Annotated in this window: 13 protein-coding genes; 12 read left to right on the forward strand and 1 reads right to left on the reverse strand. The window is 68.8% G+C overall.

Annotated elements, in window-relative coordinates; translation table 11 throughout:
- Positions 1-67 precede the first annotated feature (67 nt).
- Positions 68-871, reverse strand: a complete 804-nt coding sequence (locus tag ACIPJI_RS06470; RefSeq protein ID WP_307707733.1) for a C40 family peptidase — start codon at positions 869-871, stop codon at positions 68-70.
- 701 nt (positions 872-1,572) lie between these two features.
- On the opposite strand from ACIPJI_RS06470, the gene ACIPJI_RS06475 reads away from it, so the two are divergent.
- From ACIPJI_RS06475 to nuoL, 12 genes are read left to right on the forward strand one after another with little or no spacing between them, the layout of a single operon-like run.
- Complete coding sequence (locus ACIPJI_RS06475) at positions 1,573-1,932, forward strand: NADH-quinone oxidoreductase subunit A (RefSeq protein WP_003974383.1); 360 nt, start codon at positions 1,573-1,575, stop codon at positions 1,930-1,932.
- 18 nt (positions 1,933-1,950) lie between these two features.
- Positions 1,951-2,505, forward strand: a complete 555-nt coding sequence (locus ACIPJI_RS06480) for an NADH-quinone oxidoreductase subunit B family protein (RefSeq protein WP_018528252.1) — start codon at positions 1,951-1,953, stop codon at positions 2,503-2,505.
- Complete coding sequence (locus ACIPJI_RS06485) at positions 2,502-3,230, forward strand: NADH-quinone oxidoreductase subunit C (RefSeq protein WP_356625316.1); 729 nt, start codon at positions 2,502-2,504, stop codon at positions 3,228-3,230. The genes ACIPJI_RS06480 and ACIPJI_RS06485 overlap by 4 nt, the downstream gene beginning before the upstream one ends.
- Complete coding sequence (locus ACIPJI_RS06490) at positions 3,227-4,549, forward strand: NADH-quinone oxidoreductase subunit D (protein WP_402244827.1); 1,323 nt, start codon at positions 3,227-3,229, stop codon at positions 4,547-4,549. The genes ACIPJI_RS06485 and ACIPJI_RS06490 overlap by 4 nt, the downstream gene beginning before the upstream one ends.
- Entirely contained in the window at positions 4,546-5,376 is an 831-nt protein-coding gene (gene nuoE, locus ACIPJI_RS06495; RefSeq protein WP_356625317.1) for an NADH-quinone oxidoreductase subunit NuoE, read from the forward strand. Before ACIPJI_RS06490 ends, nuoE begins: the two co-directional genes overlap by 4 nt.
- Complete coding sequence (gene nuoF / locus ACIPJI_RS06500) at positions 5,376-6,752, forward strand: NADH-quinone oxidoreductase subunit NuoF (RefSeq protein WP_307707736.1); 1,377 nt, start codon at positions 5,376-5,378, stop codon at positions 6,750-6,752. The genes nuoE and nuoF overlap by 1 nt, the downstream gene beginning before the upstream one ends.
- The gene (locus ACIPJI_RS06505) at positions 6,749-9,235 is read left to right on the forward strand and encodes an NADH-quinone oxidoreductase subunit G (protein ID WP_402244829.1); all 2,487 of its coding nucleotides are present in this window, start codon (positions 6,749-6,751) and stop codon (positions 9,233-9,235) included. Before nuoF ends, ACIPJI_RS06505 begins: the two co-directional genes overlap by 4 nt.
- Positions 9,232-10,593, forward strand: a complete 1,362-nt coding sequence (gene nuoH / locus ACIPJI_RS06510; protein ID WP_356625319.1) for an NADH-quinone oxidoreductase subunit NuoH — start codon at positions 9,232-9,234, stop codon at positions 10,591-10,593. The genes ACIPJI_RS06505 and nuoH overlap by 4 nt, the downstream gene beginning before the upstream one ends.
- On the forward strand, positions 10,547-11,275 hold the full coding sequence (gene nuoI / locus ACIPJI_RS06515; protein ID WP_356625320.1) for an NADH-quinone oxidoreductase subunit NuoI: 729 nt from the start codon (positions 10,547-10,549) through the stop codon (positions 11,273-11,275). The genes nuoH and nuoI overlap by 47 nt, the downstream gene beginning before the upstream one ends.
- Positions 11,272-12,111: an NADH-quinone oxidoreductase subunit J gene (locus tag ACIPJI_RS06520; protein WP_307707740.1), complete on the forward strand. Its 840-nt coding sequence runs from the start codon at positions 11,272-11,274 to the stop codon at positions 12,109-12,111. The genes nuoI and ACIPJI_RS06520 overlap by 4 nt, the downstream gene beginning before the upstream one ends.
- Entirely contained in the window at positions 12,108-12,407 is a 300-nt protein-coding gene (gene nuoK / locus ACIPJI_RS06525; RefSeq protein ID WP_069927518.1) for an NADH-quinone oxidoreductase subunit NuoK, read from the forward strand. The genes ACIPJI_RS06520 and nuoK overlap by 4 nt, the downstream gene beginning before the upstream one ends.
- Positions 12,408-12,422: 15 nt before the next feature.
- Positions 12,423-14,366, forward strand: coding sequence for an NADH-quinone oxidoreductase subunit L (gene nuoL / locus ACIPJI_RS06530; RefSeq protein WP_307707741.1), 1,944 nt, complete (start codon positions 12,423-12,425; stop codon positions 14,364-14,366).
- The last annotated feature ends 1 nt before the right edge of the window (position 14,367 follow it).

The raw sequence follows: 14,367 nt of genomic DNA on the forward strand, positions 1-14,367 counted from the left end.
CCCGGCACGTCGAAGGGCCGCCGCTCCCCCCGAGGGAACGACGGCCCTTCCAGGCACTGCGGGAACGTCAGAGCACGCGCACCGCGCCGCTCGCCGGGTAGCCGGACAGGTCCTGGATGACGACGCCCTTGCTGGGGTTCGCGGCGTCCAGGTACTGGCCGTCACCGATGTAGACGCCCGTGTGGTACGCGGAACCGGCGCCGCCCCAGTAAAGGATGTCGCCCACCTGAAGGTTGGAGGTGCCGACCTGGGTGCCGGCCAGCGACTGGTCCTGGGAGACGCGCGGCAGGTCGATGCCGACGGTGCGGTACGCGGCCTGGACCAGGCTGGAGCAGTCCCAGGCGTTGGGGCCGGTGGCGCCCATGATGTACGCGTCGCCGAGCTGCGCCTTGAGGAAGGCGACCACGGTGGCGGCGCTGCCCGTGGCGGTGCCGGTGGAGGCGGAGGCCGAGAGCGTGGTGCGCTCGGAGTCGCGGGACGCGCGCTCCTGGGCGGCGGCCTCGGCGCGCTTGCGCGCCTCTTCCTTCTCCTTGGCCTCGGCCGCGCGGTCCGCCTCGGCCTTGGCCTTCTCTGCGGCCTTCGCGGCCTTGACGGCGGCGGCCTCTTCCTGGGCCTGCAACTGCGCCTGGAGCTCGAGGTCGAGGGCGACCTGCTGGGTGGCCTCCGCGGACTGCGCTACCGCGGCCAGGGAGTCGGCGGTGAGCAAGGGCATCTCGATGGTCTCGGTCACCGGCTCGGCGTTCGCCGGCCCGGCAGCACCGGCCACCGCGATGGTGCTGAGGAAGCCACCGGCAACTCCGGCGCGTATCGCCATCTTCGAGGCGCTGCGGCGGGGCTTCCGGTGGCTGGGTATGTGAGCGGTGTGGGACATGAGTACAACCGCTATCAGGGCAGGACGGTTCCCTTCAAGAAACGTGTGTTGCGCCACAGTTACGACCGGAACCTCTGAATCCGCTGCGCATGGACCCTTATTGACGCCGTAACGGGCAAACCGGTCAGACATGATCACAGCTGTGATCATGGGGTTTCCGTAAAAGGTCCGAATTGCCGTGGGCTTACCACCCCTTTAGTTCGTTGGCCAAGCCCGCTTTTGTTGAACTCTTGAAGGAGTGGCGCAGGTCACAGAATGGTCAACGTCCGGGCGCTCGGGAGGCCGCGGGTCGACGCTCCGGTCCACCGCGATCCGCCCCATCCCACTGCCGGGTGACCCGGTGGTCCAATATCACCCGATGCGGTCCATCTCGAATTTGCGTGCACCCGTCACCGCTTGATAGAGCACCCCGCCTCCGACCAGCGGTAACAGCTCCAGATGTCACGTCTGGTGATCACCCGGGAGCTTCGCGTACGAAGATCACCGCTCATCCGGCTTCATGATCCTTCGTCGGGTGGTGGAGATCACAAAGTCGATGCCCGACCCCGTGTCGCAGATCACAGACCGACAGGCATAGGATGCGGGTTCCGGGCTTGTGAACTGCCTCACATGTGCACGATCTTCGGCACGGTTCTCGAGGTGGCGAGGTGATCGCCCGGGTGCGGTCCAACGGTCAAGGACGACTGGAAGGAGCGGGGAGGGTGAATGCTTACGCGCCCATCCTTGTGCTCGGCGCCCTCGGGGCAGGGTTTGCGATCTTCTCCGTGGTCATGGCCACGCTTATCGGCCCCAAGCGGTACAACCGGGCAAAGCTCGAAGCGTACGAGTGCGGCATCGAGCCCACACCTACGCCCGCCGGAGGCGGACGCTTTCCGATCAAGTACTACCTGACGGCGATGCTCTTCATCATTTTCGACATCGAGATCGTCTTCCTCTATCCCTGGGCCGTCACCTTCGACGCCCTGGGGATCTTCGGGCTCGTGGAGATGCTGCTCTTCGTGCTCACCGTCTTCGTCGCCTACGCGTATGTATGGCGGCGCGGCGGCCTGGAATGGGACTGAGGGGCTGAGGGGCACACCATGGGACTCGAAGAGAAGCTGCCGAGCGGTTTCCTGCTGACCACCGTCGAACAGGCCGCGGGCTGGGTGCGCAAGTCATCCGTCTTTCCCGCGACGTTCGGTCTGGCCTGCTGCGCCATCGAGATGATGACGACCGGTGCCGGCCGGTACGACCTGGCGCGTTTCGGCATGGAGGTCTTCCGCGGATCGCCGCGCCAGGCCGACCTGATGATCGTGGCCGGCCGGGTGAGCCAGAAGATGGCACCCGTCCTGCGCCAGGTCTACGACCAGATGCCCAACCCCAAGTGGGTCATCTCCATGGGCGTTTGCGCATCATCGGGCGGAATGTTCAACAATTACGCGATTGTGCAGGGTGTTGATCACATTGTCCCCGTTGACATCTATCTGCCCGGTTGCCCCCCGCGCCCCGAGATGCTGATGGACGCGATCCTCAAGCTCCACCAGAAGATCCAGAGCTCCAAGCTCGGTGTGAACGCGGAGGAAGCGGCCCGCGAGGCGGAGGAGGCGGCCCTCAAGGCGCTCCCGACGATCGAGATGAAGGGGCTGCTGCGATGACGGACCAGCCGAATCCCGAGAAGGACCTCTCCGCGCAGAACCTTCCCGGCCAGCGTGGCGAGCACGGCGAGGAGATCCGCGTCCAGCGCGGCATGTTCGGCGCCAACAACGGAGGGGACACGTCCGGCTACGGAGGGCTCGTCCGCTCCGTACGGCTGCCCGGGCCGGCCGTCCGCCCGTACGGCGGCTGGTTCGACGAAGTGGCCGACGAACTCGAGGGCGCACTCGAGGAGCAGGGCATCGTCCCCGAGAACGCCATCGAGAAGACCGTCGTCGACCGCGGCGAACTGACCTTCCACATCGCGCGCGAACACCTGCTGCCCGTGGCGAAGACGCTGCGTGACGACCCGGCGCTGCGCTTCGAGCTCTGCACCGGGGTCAGCGGCGTGCACTACCTGGAGGACAAGGGCCGGGAGCTGCACGCCGTCTACCACCTGCGCTCGCTCACCCACGGCCGGCTGATCCGGCTCGAGGTCTCGGCACCGGACCGCGACCCGCACGTCCCGTCGCTGGTGTCGGTCTATCCGACCAACGACTGGCACGAGCGCGAGACCTACGACTTCTTCGGGCTCGTCTTCGACGGCCACCCCGCCCTCACCCGGATCATGATGCCGGACGACTGGCAGGGCTTCCCGCAGCGCAAGGACTATCCGCTCGGCGGCATCGCCGTCGAGTACAAGGGCGCCCAGATCCCGGCTCCGGACCAGCGGAGGTCGTACTCGTGACTACACCGTCTGCACACGCACGCGAAACCACCGAAGGCCCCGTGTACACGGTCACCGGTGGCGACTGGGACGAGGTCGTCCGGTCCGCGGCCAAGGCCGACGACGAGCGCATCGTCGTCAACATGGGCCCGCAGCACCCCTCCACGCACGGGGTGCTCCGCCTGATCCTCGAGATCGACGGCGAGACGGTCACCGAGGCCCGCTGCGGCATCGGCTACCTCCACACCGGCATCGAGAAGAACCTCGAGTACCGGACGTGGACGCAGGGCACCACCTTCGTGACGCGCATGGACTACCTGACGCCGTTCTTCAACGAGACGGCGTACTGCCTCGGCGTGGAGCGGCTGCTCGGCATCGAGGACCAGATCCCCGACCGGGCGACCGTCATCCGCGTCCTGCTGATGGAGCTCAACCGCCTCTCCTCGCACCTGGTGTGCATCGCCACCGGCGGTATGGAGCTCGGCGCCACCACGATCATGATCTACGGATTCCGTGATCGTGAACTGATTCTCGACATCTACGAGCTGATCACCGGCCTGCGCATGAACCACGCGTACATCAGGCCCGGCGGACTCGCCCAGGACCTGCCCCCCGGCGCGGTCGACCAGCTCCGCGAGTTCGTGAAGACGATGAAGAAGAACCTGCCGGAGTACGACAAGCTCGCCACCGGCAACCCGATCTTCAAGGCGCGTATGCAGGACGTCGGGTACCTGGACCTGACCGGCTGCATGGCGCTCGGCGCGACCGGACCGATCCTGCGCTCGACGGGCCTCGCCCACGACCTGCGCAAGACCGACCCGTACTGCGGCTACGAGACGTACGACTTCGACGTACCGACCGCCGACACCTGCGACTCCTACGGCCGCTTCCTCATCCGCCTCGAGGAGATGCGGCAGTCGCTGCGGATCGTCGAGCAGTGCCTGGACCGGCTCGAGCCGGGCCCGGTGACGGTCGCCGACAAGAAGATCGCCTGGCCGGCGCAGCTCGCGCTCGGCCCCGACGGTCTCGGCAACTCCCTGGACCACATCAAGAAGATCATGGGCACCTCGATGGAGGCCCTGATCCACCACTTCAAGCTGGTCACGGAGGGGTTCAGGGTGCCGGCCGGGCAGACGTACGCCGCGGTCGAGTCACCGAAGGGCGAACTCGGCGTCCATGTCGTCTCCGACGGCGGGACCCGGCCCTTCCGGGTCCACTTCCGGGACCCGTCGTTCACCAACCTGCAGGCCATGGCGGCCATGTGCGAGGGCGGCCAGGTGGCCGACGTCATCGTCGCCGTCGCGTCCATCGACCCCGTGATGGGAGGCGTCGACCGATGACGGACGTATCGCTGGGCATGCCGCAACTGCCCGCACCGGACTATCCGGCCGAGGTGCGCGCGCGGCTCGAGGCGGACGCGAAGGAGATCATCGCCCGCTACCCCGGCAGCCGGTCCGCCCTGCTGCCGCTGCTGCACCTGGTGCAGTCGGAAGAGGGCCATGTCTCCCGCACCGGCATGCGGTTCTGCGCCGAGATGCTGGACCTGACCACGGCAGAGGTCACCGCGGTCGCCACCTTCTACTCGATGTACCGGCGCAAGCCGTCCGGCGACTACCAGGTCGGCGTCTGCACCAACACGCTCTGCGCGGTGATGGGCGGCGACGCGATCTTCGAGGAGCTGAAGGAGCACCTCGGCGTCGGCAACAACGAGACGACCGACGACGGCAAGATCACCCTCGAGCACATCGAATGCAACGCGGCCTGCGACTTCGCGCCCGTGGTGATGGTCAACTGGGAGTTCTTCGACAACCAGACGCCCGAGTCCGCCAAGCAGCTCGTCGACGACCTGCGCGCCGGCGAGCAGGTCGTCCCCACCCGTGGCGCGCCGCTGTGCACCTACAAGGAGACGGCCCGCATCCTGGCCGGCTTCCCCGACCAGCGGCCGGGCGCGGTGGAGGCCGGCGGCGGCGCGGGACCCGCGTCGCTCATCGGGCTCAAGCTCGCCAAGGGCGAGGCCGCTCCCGCGCGTGTGGTCCACCCGCGCGGCGAGTACCCCAAGGGCCGTCCGCAGGCCGGATCCGAGCACCTCAGCTCGCACGACGCACCGCAGAAGACTTCGGCATCCGACCCGGACAACCCGGCCGGACCTGTCGCGGAGGGTGAGTGATGACCTTGTCCACCGAGCACGGCGGCGGCTCCCGGCCGGAGGTCGGGGGAGAGAGCAGCCCTGAAAAGCTCCTCTCCCCCGTCCTGTCGGCCTTCTGGGACGACCCGCAGTCGTGGACGCTCGCGACCTACCGCAGGCACGACGGCTACGAGGGCCTGCGCAAGGCGCTCGCCATGTCGCCCGACGACCTGATCGCGTACGTCAAGGACGCCGGCCTGCGCGGCCGCGGCGGCGCCGGCTTCCCCACCGGCATGAAGTGGCAGTTCATTCCGCAGGGTGACGGCAAGCCGCACTATCTCGTCGTCAACGCCGACGAGTCGGAGCCCGGCACCTGCAAGGACATCCCCCTTCTCTTCGCCAACCCGCACTCCCTCATCGAGGGAATCGTGATCGCCTGCTACGCGATCCGCTCCAGCCACGCCTTCATCTATCTGCGCGGCGAGGTCGTCCCCGTCCTGCGGCGGCTGCACGAGGCGGTGCGCGAGGCGTACGAGGCGGGATTCCTCGGCAAGAACATCCTCGGCAGCGGCCTCGACCTCGAACTCACCGTGCACGCGGGCGCCGGCGCCTACATCTGCGGTGAGGAGACCGCGCTGCTGGACTCCCTGGAAGGCCGCCGCGGCCAGCCCCGGCTGCGGCCCCCCTTCCCCGCGGTCGCCGGCCTGTACGCCTGCCCCACCGTGGTGAACAACGTCGAGTCCATCGCGTCGGTTCCCGCGATCCTGCACAAGGGCAAGGACTGGTTCAGGTCCATGGGCAGCGAGAAGTCCCCGGGCTTCACGCTGTACTCGCTCAGTGGTCACGTCGCGAGCCCCGGCCAGTACGAGGCGCCGCTCGGCATCACCCTGCGCCAGCTGCTCGACATGAGCGGCGGCATGCGGCCCGGCCACCGGCTGAAGTTCTGGACACCCGGCGGCTCCTCGACGCCGATGTTCACCGACGAGCACCTCGACGTCCCGCTCGACTACGAGGGCGTGGGCGCCGCCGGTTCGATGCTCGGCACCAAGGCGCTCCAGTGCTTCGACGAGACGACCTGTGTGGTGCGGGCCGTCACCCGCTGGACCGAGTTCTACGCCCACGAGTCCTGCGGCAAGTGCACACCGTGCCGCGAAGGGACGTACTGGCTCGTCCAGTTGCTCCGTGACATCGAGGCCGGCAACGGCGTCATGTCCGACCTCGACAAGCTGAACGACATCGCCGACAACATCAACGGCAAGTCGTTCTGCGCCCTCGGCGACGGCGCCGCCTCGCCGATCTTCTCCTCGCTCAAGTACTTCCGCGACGAGTACGAGCAGCACATCACGCAGGGCGGTTGCCCCTTCGACCCTGCCAGGTCGACGGCCTGGGCGGACAAGCACATGGAGGTGAACGCATGACGGTCACGACGTCTGCCCCCTCCGGGGGCTCCGAGGCCCCGGTCCCGCCCGAGGACCTCGTGACGCTGACCATCGACGGCATCGAGATCTCCGTCCCCAAGGGGACGCTGGTCATCCGGGCCGCCGAACTCCTCGGCATCGAGATCCCGCGCTTCTGCGACCACCCGCTCCTCGACCCGGCCGGCGCCTGTCGCCAGTGCATCGTCGAGGTGGAGGGCCAGCGCAAGCCGATGGCCTCCTGCACCATCACCTGCACCGACGGCATGGTCGTCAGGTCGCAGCTCACCTCGCCCGTCGCCGAGAAGGCGCAGAAGGGCGTGATGGAGCTGCTGCTGATCAACCATCCGCTGGACTGCCCCGTCTGCGACAAGGGCGGCGAGTGCCCCCTGCAGAACCAGGCCGTCTCGCACGGCCAGGCCGAATCGCGGTTCGACGGCAAGAAGCGCACCTTCGAGAAGCCGGTCCCGCTCTCCACGCAGGTGCTCCTCGACCGAGAGCGGTGCGTGCTCTGCGCCCGCTGCACCCGCTTCTCCAACCAGGTGGCGGGCGACCCGATGATCGAGCTGCTGGAGCGCGGCGCGCTCCAGCAGGTCGGCACCGGTGAGGGCGACCCGTTCGAGTCGTACTTCTCCGGGAACACCATCCAGATCTGCCCGGTGGGCGCGCTGACCTCGGCCGCCTACCGCTTCCGTTCCCGCCCCTTCGACCTGGTGTCCTCGCCGAGCGTGTGCGAGCACTGCGCGGGCGGCTGCGCCACGCGCACCGACCACCGCCGCGGCAAGGTCATGCGGCGCCTCGCCGCGGAGGACCCGGAGGTCAACGAGGAGTGGCTGTGCGACAAGGGCCGCTTCGGCTTCCGCTACGCACAGCAGCGTGACCGGCTCACCACGCCGCTCGTCCGCAACGAGCAGGGTGTGCTGGAGCCGGCGAGCTGGCCGGAGGCGCTGGAGGCCGCGGCCCGCGGCCTCGTCAAGGGCCGTACCGCTGTCCTGACCGGCGGCCGGCTGACCGTCGAGGACGCCTACGCGTACGCCAAGTTCGCCCGGGTCGCGCTCGACACCAACGACATCGACTTCCGTGCGCGGGCGCACTCCGCGGAGGAGGCCGACTTCCTCGCGGCGCGGGTCGCGGGGCAGGGCAAGGACCTGTCCGGCACCGGAGTCACCTACACGTCGCTGGAGAAGGCCCCGGCGGTGCTGCTCGCGGGCTTCGAGTCGGAGGAGGAGGCCCCCGGCGTCTTCCTGCGGCTGCGCAAGGCCCACCGCAAGCACGGACAGCGTGCCTTCTCCCTCGCCACGCACGCCACGCGCGGCCTCGAGAAGGCGGGCGGGACCCTGCTGCCCGCGGCACCCGGCACCGAGACCGAGTGGCTGAACGCCCTCACCTCGGGCACCGGCCTCGACGAGGCCGGCACGAAGGCGGCGGAGGCGCTGCGCGCCGAGGGCGCGGTGATCGTGGTCGGCGAACGGCTCGCGGCCGTGCCCGGCGGTCTCACCGCCGCCGTACGCGCCTCGGCCGCGACCGGCGCACAGCTGGTGTGGATCCCGCGCCGCGCCGGAGAGCGGGGCGCCGTGGAGGCGGGCGCGCTGCCGTCGCTGCTGCCGGGCGGCCGCCCGGCGACCGACCCGCGGGCCCGTACCGAGACCGCGGAGGTCTGGCGGGTACGTGAACTGCCGCACCGCTACGGCCGCGACACCGGCCAGATCGTCGAGGCCGCGGCCACCGGCGAACTGGGCGCGCTGCTCGTCGCGGGCGTCGAGGTCGCGGACCTGCCCGACCCGGCGCGGGCGCGAGAGGCGCTCGACGCGGTCGGGTTCCTCGTGTCGCTGGAGCTCCGCCCCAGCGAGGTCACCGAACGGGCGGACGTCGTCTTCCCGGTCGCGGCCGTCGCGGAGAAGCCCGGCACCTTCCTCAACTGGGAGGGCAGGGCCCGGATGTTCGAGGCGGCGCTCAAGCCCGAGCAGATGACCCGGACCCTCGCGCCGACGGACGCACGGGTGCTGCACATGCTGGCCGACACGCTCGACGTGCCCTTCGGCCTGCCGGACCTCAAGTCCGTACGCACCGAACTGGACAGGCTCGGCAGCTGGGACGGCCCCCGGGCCACCGAGCCGGCGCAGAGCGCCGAACCGCTGCCCCGGCCGGGTTCCGGCGAGGCGGTCCTCGCCGGACACCGGCTCCTGCTCGACCAGGGCCTGCTCCAGCAGGGCGACGAGGCGCTGGCCGGCACCCGGCACGCCGCGGTCGCCAGGCTGTCGGCGGCCACGGCGGCGGAGACCGGCGTCAAGGACGGCGACGAGCTGGAGGTCCGCGGACCGGCCGGCTCCGTACGGCTGCCGCTCCAGGTGAGCGAGATGCCCGACCGGGTGGTGTGGCTGCCGATGAACTCCGTCGGCGGCGGCGTCACCACGGACACCGGGGCACGCCCCGGCGAGCTGGTCCGTATCGCGGCGGCGACGGGCGCGACGGAGGTGGAGGCATGACCGTCCTGGCATTGGAAGACCTGTCGATGTTCGGACGCGACCCCTGGTGGCTCGTCCTCATCAAGGCCGTGTTCTGCTTCGCCTTCCTGATGGTGACCGTGCTCTTCTCCATCGTGTGGGAGCGCAAGGTCGTCGCCTGGATGCAGCTGCGCATCGGCCCGAACCGGCACGGCCCCTGGGGCATGCTCCAGTCGCTCGCCGACGGCATCAAGCTGATGCTGAAGGAAGACGTCATCGTCAAGCGGGCCGACAAGGTCGTCTACATCCTCGCGCCGATCATCGCGGCGATCCCCGCGTTCATGGCGATCGCCGTGATCCCGTTCGGCCCGGCCGGCAACGAGGTCTCGATCTTCGGCCAGCGCACCACGATGCAGCTGACCGACCTGCCGATCGCGATGCTCTACATCCTCGCGATCGCCTCCGTCGGTATCTACGGCATCGTGCTCGCCGGCTGGTCCTCCGGCTCGACCTACCCGCTGCTCGGCGGTCTGCGCTCCTGCGCGCAGATGATCTCGTACGAGATCGCGATGGGCGCGGCGTTCGCCTCCGTCTTCCTCTACTCCGGGTCGATGTCGACCTCGGCGATCGTGGAGGCGCAGGCCGACCGCTGGTTCATCATCCTGCTGCCGGTCTCCTTCATCATCTACGTCGTCACGATGGTCGGTGAGACCAACCGTGCTCCGTTCGACATGCCGGAGTCCGAGGGCGACCTGGTCGGCGGCTTCAACACCGAGTACAGCTCCATCAAGTTCGCGATGTTCATGCTGGCCGAGTACGTCAACATGGTCACCGTCTCCGCCGTCTCCGTGACGCTCTTCCTGGGCGGCTGGCGGGCGCCGTACCCGATCTCCTCCTTCTGGGAGGGCGCGAACCACGGCTGGTGGCCGATGCTCTGGTTCGTCCTCAAGGTCCAGCTGCTGCTGTTCTTCTTCATCTGGCTGCGCGGCACGCTGCCCCGGGTCCGCTACGACCAGCTGATGAAGCTCGGCTGGAAGGTCCTGATCCCGGTCTCCGTGGTCTGGCTGATGCTGGTGGCGACCGTGCGCGCCCTGCGCAACGAGAACTACGACTTCCAGCAGATCGTGCTGTACGTCGGCGGCGCGGTGATCGCGGTGCTGCTGCTCTCCTTCGTCGCCGACGTCTTCCGCGGCCGTAAGGAGAAGGCCGAACAGGCGGCCGAGCCGCCGCCCGCGGCCTTCGACCCGATGGCGGGCGGCTTCCCCGTACCGCCGCTGCCCGGCCAGGAGTTGCCGCCGGTGCCGCGCAGGCGGCCCCGGCACGAGCGCGAGCTGATCGTCAGTGGCGGCCCCAATGACAGTGATGGTCCTCGGGACGGAAAGGAGGCTGACGGTGTCTGAGGAATCCCAGCGCAAGGAATCCGGTGGCAAGGAATCCGAGAGCAAGTTCCTGAATCCGGTTGCCGGCTTCGGCGTGACCTTCAAGGCCATGTTCAAGAAGCGGCTGACCGAGCAGTACCCGGAGCAGCAGAAGGTCACGGCGCCGCGCTTCCACGGCCGGCACCAGCTCAACCGTCATCCGGACGGACTCGAGAAGTGCGTCGGGTGCGAGCTGTGCGCCTGGGCCTGCCCGGCGGACGCGATCTATGTGGAGGGCGCGGACAACACCGAGGAGGAGCGCTACTCCCCGGGTGAGCGGTACGGCCGCGTCTACCAGATCAACTACGCCCGCTGCATCCTGTGCGGTCTGTGCATCGAGGCCTGTCCGACCCGCGCGCTGACGATGACGAACGAGTTCGAACTCGCCGACTCGAGCCGCGAGAACCTCATCTACACCAAGGAGCAGCTGCTCGCCGGTCTGGAAGAGGGCATGGTCGACTCGCCGCACGCGATCTACCCCGGCATGGACGAACAGGACTACTACCGGGGCCTGGTCACCGAGGCCGCCCCCGGCACCGTCCAGCAGGCGGCCGTCTCCAAGGACGAGCCGCACCGATCGGCAGGGCCTTCGGCCGCGCCGCAGGAGGGCGAGTCGAGCTTCGGCGAGGACGAGCCCGCCTCGAAGAAGGTGATCGGCGCATGAACACGCTCGCGGCATCCGTCACCTCCACCGGCGAGGCCGTCCAGTTCTGGGTCCTCGGCACGATCGCCGTGATCGGGGCGCTCTGCACGATCCTGATGAAGCGGGCCGTGCACAGCGCCCTGTGCCTGGCCGGGACGATGATCGTCCTCGCGGTGTTCTACCTGGCCAACGGGGCGTACTTCCTGGGCGTCGTCCAGATCGTCGTCTACACCGGCGCGATCATGATGCTGTTCCTCTTCGTCGTCATGCTGGTCGGCGTCACGGCCGCCGACTCGCTCAAGGAGACACTGAAGGGACAGCGCTGGCTCGCCGCGGCCTGTGGCCTCGGCTTCGGCATCCTGCTGATCGCCGGCATCGGCAACGCCTCCCTGAAGAACTTCAACGGACTGGGCGCCGCCAACTCCGCGCACGGCGGGAACGTCGAGGGCATCGCGGCGCTGATCTTCACCAAGTACGTCTTCGCCTTCGAGATCACCGGCGCGCTGCTGATCACCGCGGCCGTCGGCGCGATGGTGCTCACCCACCGGGAGCGCATCGAGCGGGCCAAGACCCAGCGCGAACTCTCCGAGCAGCGCGTGCGCGAAGGAAAGCATCTGCCCCCGCTGCCCGCGCCCGGTGTCTACGCCAGGCACAACGCGGTGGACGTCGCCGGTCTGCTGCCGGACGGCACCCCGTCCGAGCTCACCGTCAACAGGACGCTGCGCGACCGCGGTCAGATCCGGGACGTCTCGACGGAGGCGCTCGACGACCTCAAGGCCCTGGAGCAGCGCTCCGAGGAGCGCCTCGGGCGTGACAAGGACGCCCGGGACCGGGACGGACAGGAGGCCAAGCGGTGAATCCGGTCAACTACCTCTATCTCGCCGCCCTGCTGTTCACCATCGGCGCGGCGGGCGTCCTGATCCGGCGGAACGCGATCGTGGTGTTCATGTGCGTCGAGCTGATGCTCAACGCCTGCAACCTCGCGTTCGTCGCCTTCTCCCGTATGCACGGCAATCTCGACGGCCAGATCATCGCGTTCTTCACGATGGTCGTCGCCGCGGCGGAGGTCGTGGTCGGGCTCGCGATCATCGTGTCGCTGTTCCGCTCCCGCCACTCGGCCTCGGTCGACGACGCCAGCCTGATGAAGCTGTAAGGGGTCGGAAGAATCGTGGAGAACCTGATTGCGCTGCTCGTCGCGGCGCCTCTGCTCGGAGCTGCGGTCCTGCTGTGCGGCGGGCGCCGCCTCGACCGGACCGGTCACTGGCTGGGCACCCTGCTCGCCGCCGCGTCCTTCGTGGTCGGCGCGGTGCTGTTCGTCGACATGCTCGGCAAGGGCCCGCAGGAACGGGCCCTGCACCAGAAGCTGTTCAGCTGGATCCCCGTCGAGGGCTTCCAGGCGGACATCGCCTTCCAGCTCGACCAGCTGTCGATGACGTTCGTCCTGCTGATCACGGGTGTGGGCACCCTGATCCACATCTACTCGATCGGTTACATGGAGCACGACGAGCGGCGCCGCCGCTTCTTCGGCTACCTCAACCTCTTCCTCGCGGCGATGCTCCTGCTGGTCGTCGCCGACAACTACCTTCTGCTGTACGTCGGCTGGGAGGGCGTCGGTCTCGCGTCCTACCTGCTCATCGGCTTCTGGCAGCACAAGCCCAGCGCTGCGACCGCGGCGAAGAAGGCGTTCCTCGTCAACCGCGTCGGCGACATGGGCCTGTCGATCGCGATCATGCTGATGTTCACCACCTTCGGCACCTTCGCGTTCGGCCCGGTGCTGGGGGCGACCGGGGAGACGAGCGAGGGCATGCTGACGGCCATCGGCCTGATGCTGCTGCTCGCCGCGTGCGGCAAGTCGGCCCAGGTGCCGCTGCAGTCCTGGCTCGGGGACGCGATGGAGGGCCCGACCCCCGTCTCCGCCCTGATCCATGCGGCCACCATGGTCACCGCCGGTGTCTACCTCATCGTCCGCTCCGGCGCGATCTTCAACGCCGCCCCGGACGCGCAGCTCGCCGTCGTCATCGTCGGCGCGGTCACGCTGCTCTTCGGTGCGATCGTCGGTTGCGCGAAGGACGACATCAAGAAGGCGCTGGCCGGTTCGACGATGTCGCAGATCGGCTACATGGTCCTCGCGGCCGGCCTCGGCCCGATCGGCTACGCCTTCGCGATCATGCACCTGGTGACGCACGGCTTCTTCAAGGCCGGACTCTTCCTCGGCGCCGGTTCGGTCATGCACGGCATGAACGACGAGGTGGACATGAGGAAGTACGGCGGTCTGCGCAAGTACATGCCGATCACCTTCGTCACCTTCGGTCTCGGCTACCTGGCGATCATCGGCTTCCCCGGCCTGTCCGGCTTCTGGTCCAAGGACAAGATCATCGAGGCGGCGTTCGCCTACGACGACGGGATCCGCGGCTGGATCTTCGGCGGAGTGGCGCTGCTCGGCGCGGGCATCACCGCGTTCTACATGACGCGCGTGATGATCATGACCTTCTTCGGTGAGAAGCGCTGGCAGCCGGCGCCCGACCCGGACAAGGCCGCGAGTGTCGAGCCGGGCGTCGAGGTGACCCCCGGCGAGATGCCGCACCCGCACGAGTCGCCCAAGTCGATGACGATCCCGATGATCGTGCTCGCCTTCGGGTCGGTCTTCGCGGGAGCGTTCTTCTCCATCGGCGACCGGTTCGCCAACTGGCTCGCCCCGGTCACCGAGTTCGAGCACCCGCACCCGGTGATCAGTGTCCCGGCCATCACGACCGCGACCATGGTCGTCCTGCTGGCCGGCGCGCTGATCGCCTACCTGATGTACGGGCGCCGGCCCGTGCCGGTCACCGCACCGCGCGGCTCGCTGCTCACCCGGGCCGCCCGCCGCGACCTGCTCCAGGACGACTTCAACCACGTGGTCCTGGTCCGCGGCGGCGAGCACCTCACCCGGTCCCTGGTCTACGTCGACCACAGCCTGGTCGACGGCGTGGTGAACGGCACGGCCGCCTCGTTCGGCGGGCTCTCCGGCCGGCTGCGCAAGCTGCAGAACGGCTACGCCCGCAGCTACGCGGTCTCGATGTTCGGCGGTACGGCGATCCTGATCGCCGCGACCCTGCTGATGAGGGCGGTCTGAC

The sequence above is a fragment of the Streptomyces sp. NPDC086835 genome (assembly GCF_044745705.1).
Lineage (GTDB): Bacteria > Actinomycetota > Actinomycetes > Streptomycetales > Streptomycetaceae > Streptomyces.

Coding starts and splice junctions, on each gene's coding strand:
- ACIPJI_RS06470 (WP_307707733.1), bottom strand. CDS start 871: ATGTCCCACACCGCTCACATACCCAGCCACCGGAAGCCCCGCCGCAGC.
- ACIPJI_RS06480 (WP_018528252.1), top strand. CDS start 1,951: ATGGGACTCGAAGAGAAGCTGCCGAGCGGTTTCCTGCTGACCACCGTC.
- ACIPJI_RS06485 (WP_356625316.1), top strand. CDS start 2,502: ATGACGGACCAGCCGAATCCCGAGAAGGACCTCTCCGCGCAGAACCTT.
- nuoE (WP_356625317.1), top strand. CDS start 4,546: ATGACGGACGTATCGCTGGGCATGCCGCAACTGCCCGCACCGGACTAT.
- nuoF (WP_307707736.1), top strand. CDS start 5,376: ATGACCTTGTCCACCGAGCACGGCGGCGGCTCCCGGCCGGAGGTCGGG.
- ACIPJI_RS06505 (WP_402244829.1), top strand. CDS start 6,749: ATGACGGTCACGACGTCTGCCCCCTCCGGGGGCTCCGAGGCCCCGGTC.
- nuoH (WP_356625319.1), top strand. CDS start 9,232: ATGACCGTCCTGGCATTGGAAGACCTGTCGATGTTCGGACGCGACCCC.
- nuoI (WP_356625320.1), top strand. CDS start 10,547: ATGACAGTGATGGTCCTCGGGACGGAAAGGAGGCTGACGGTGTCTGAG.
- ACIPJI_RS06520 (WP_307707740.1), top strand. CDS start 11,272: ATGAACACGCTCGCGGCATCCGTCACCTCCACCGGCGAGGCCGTCCAG.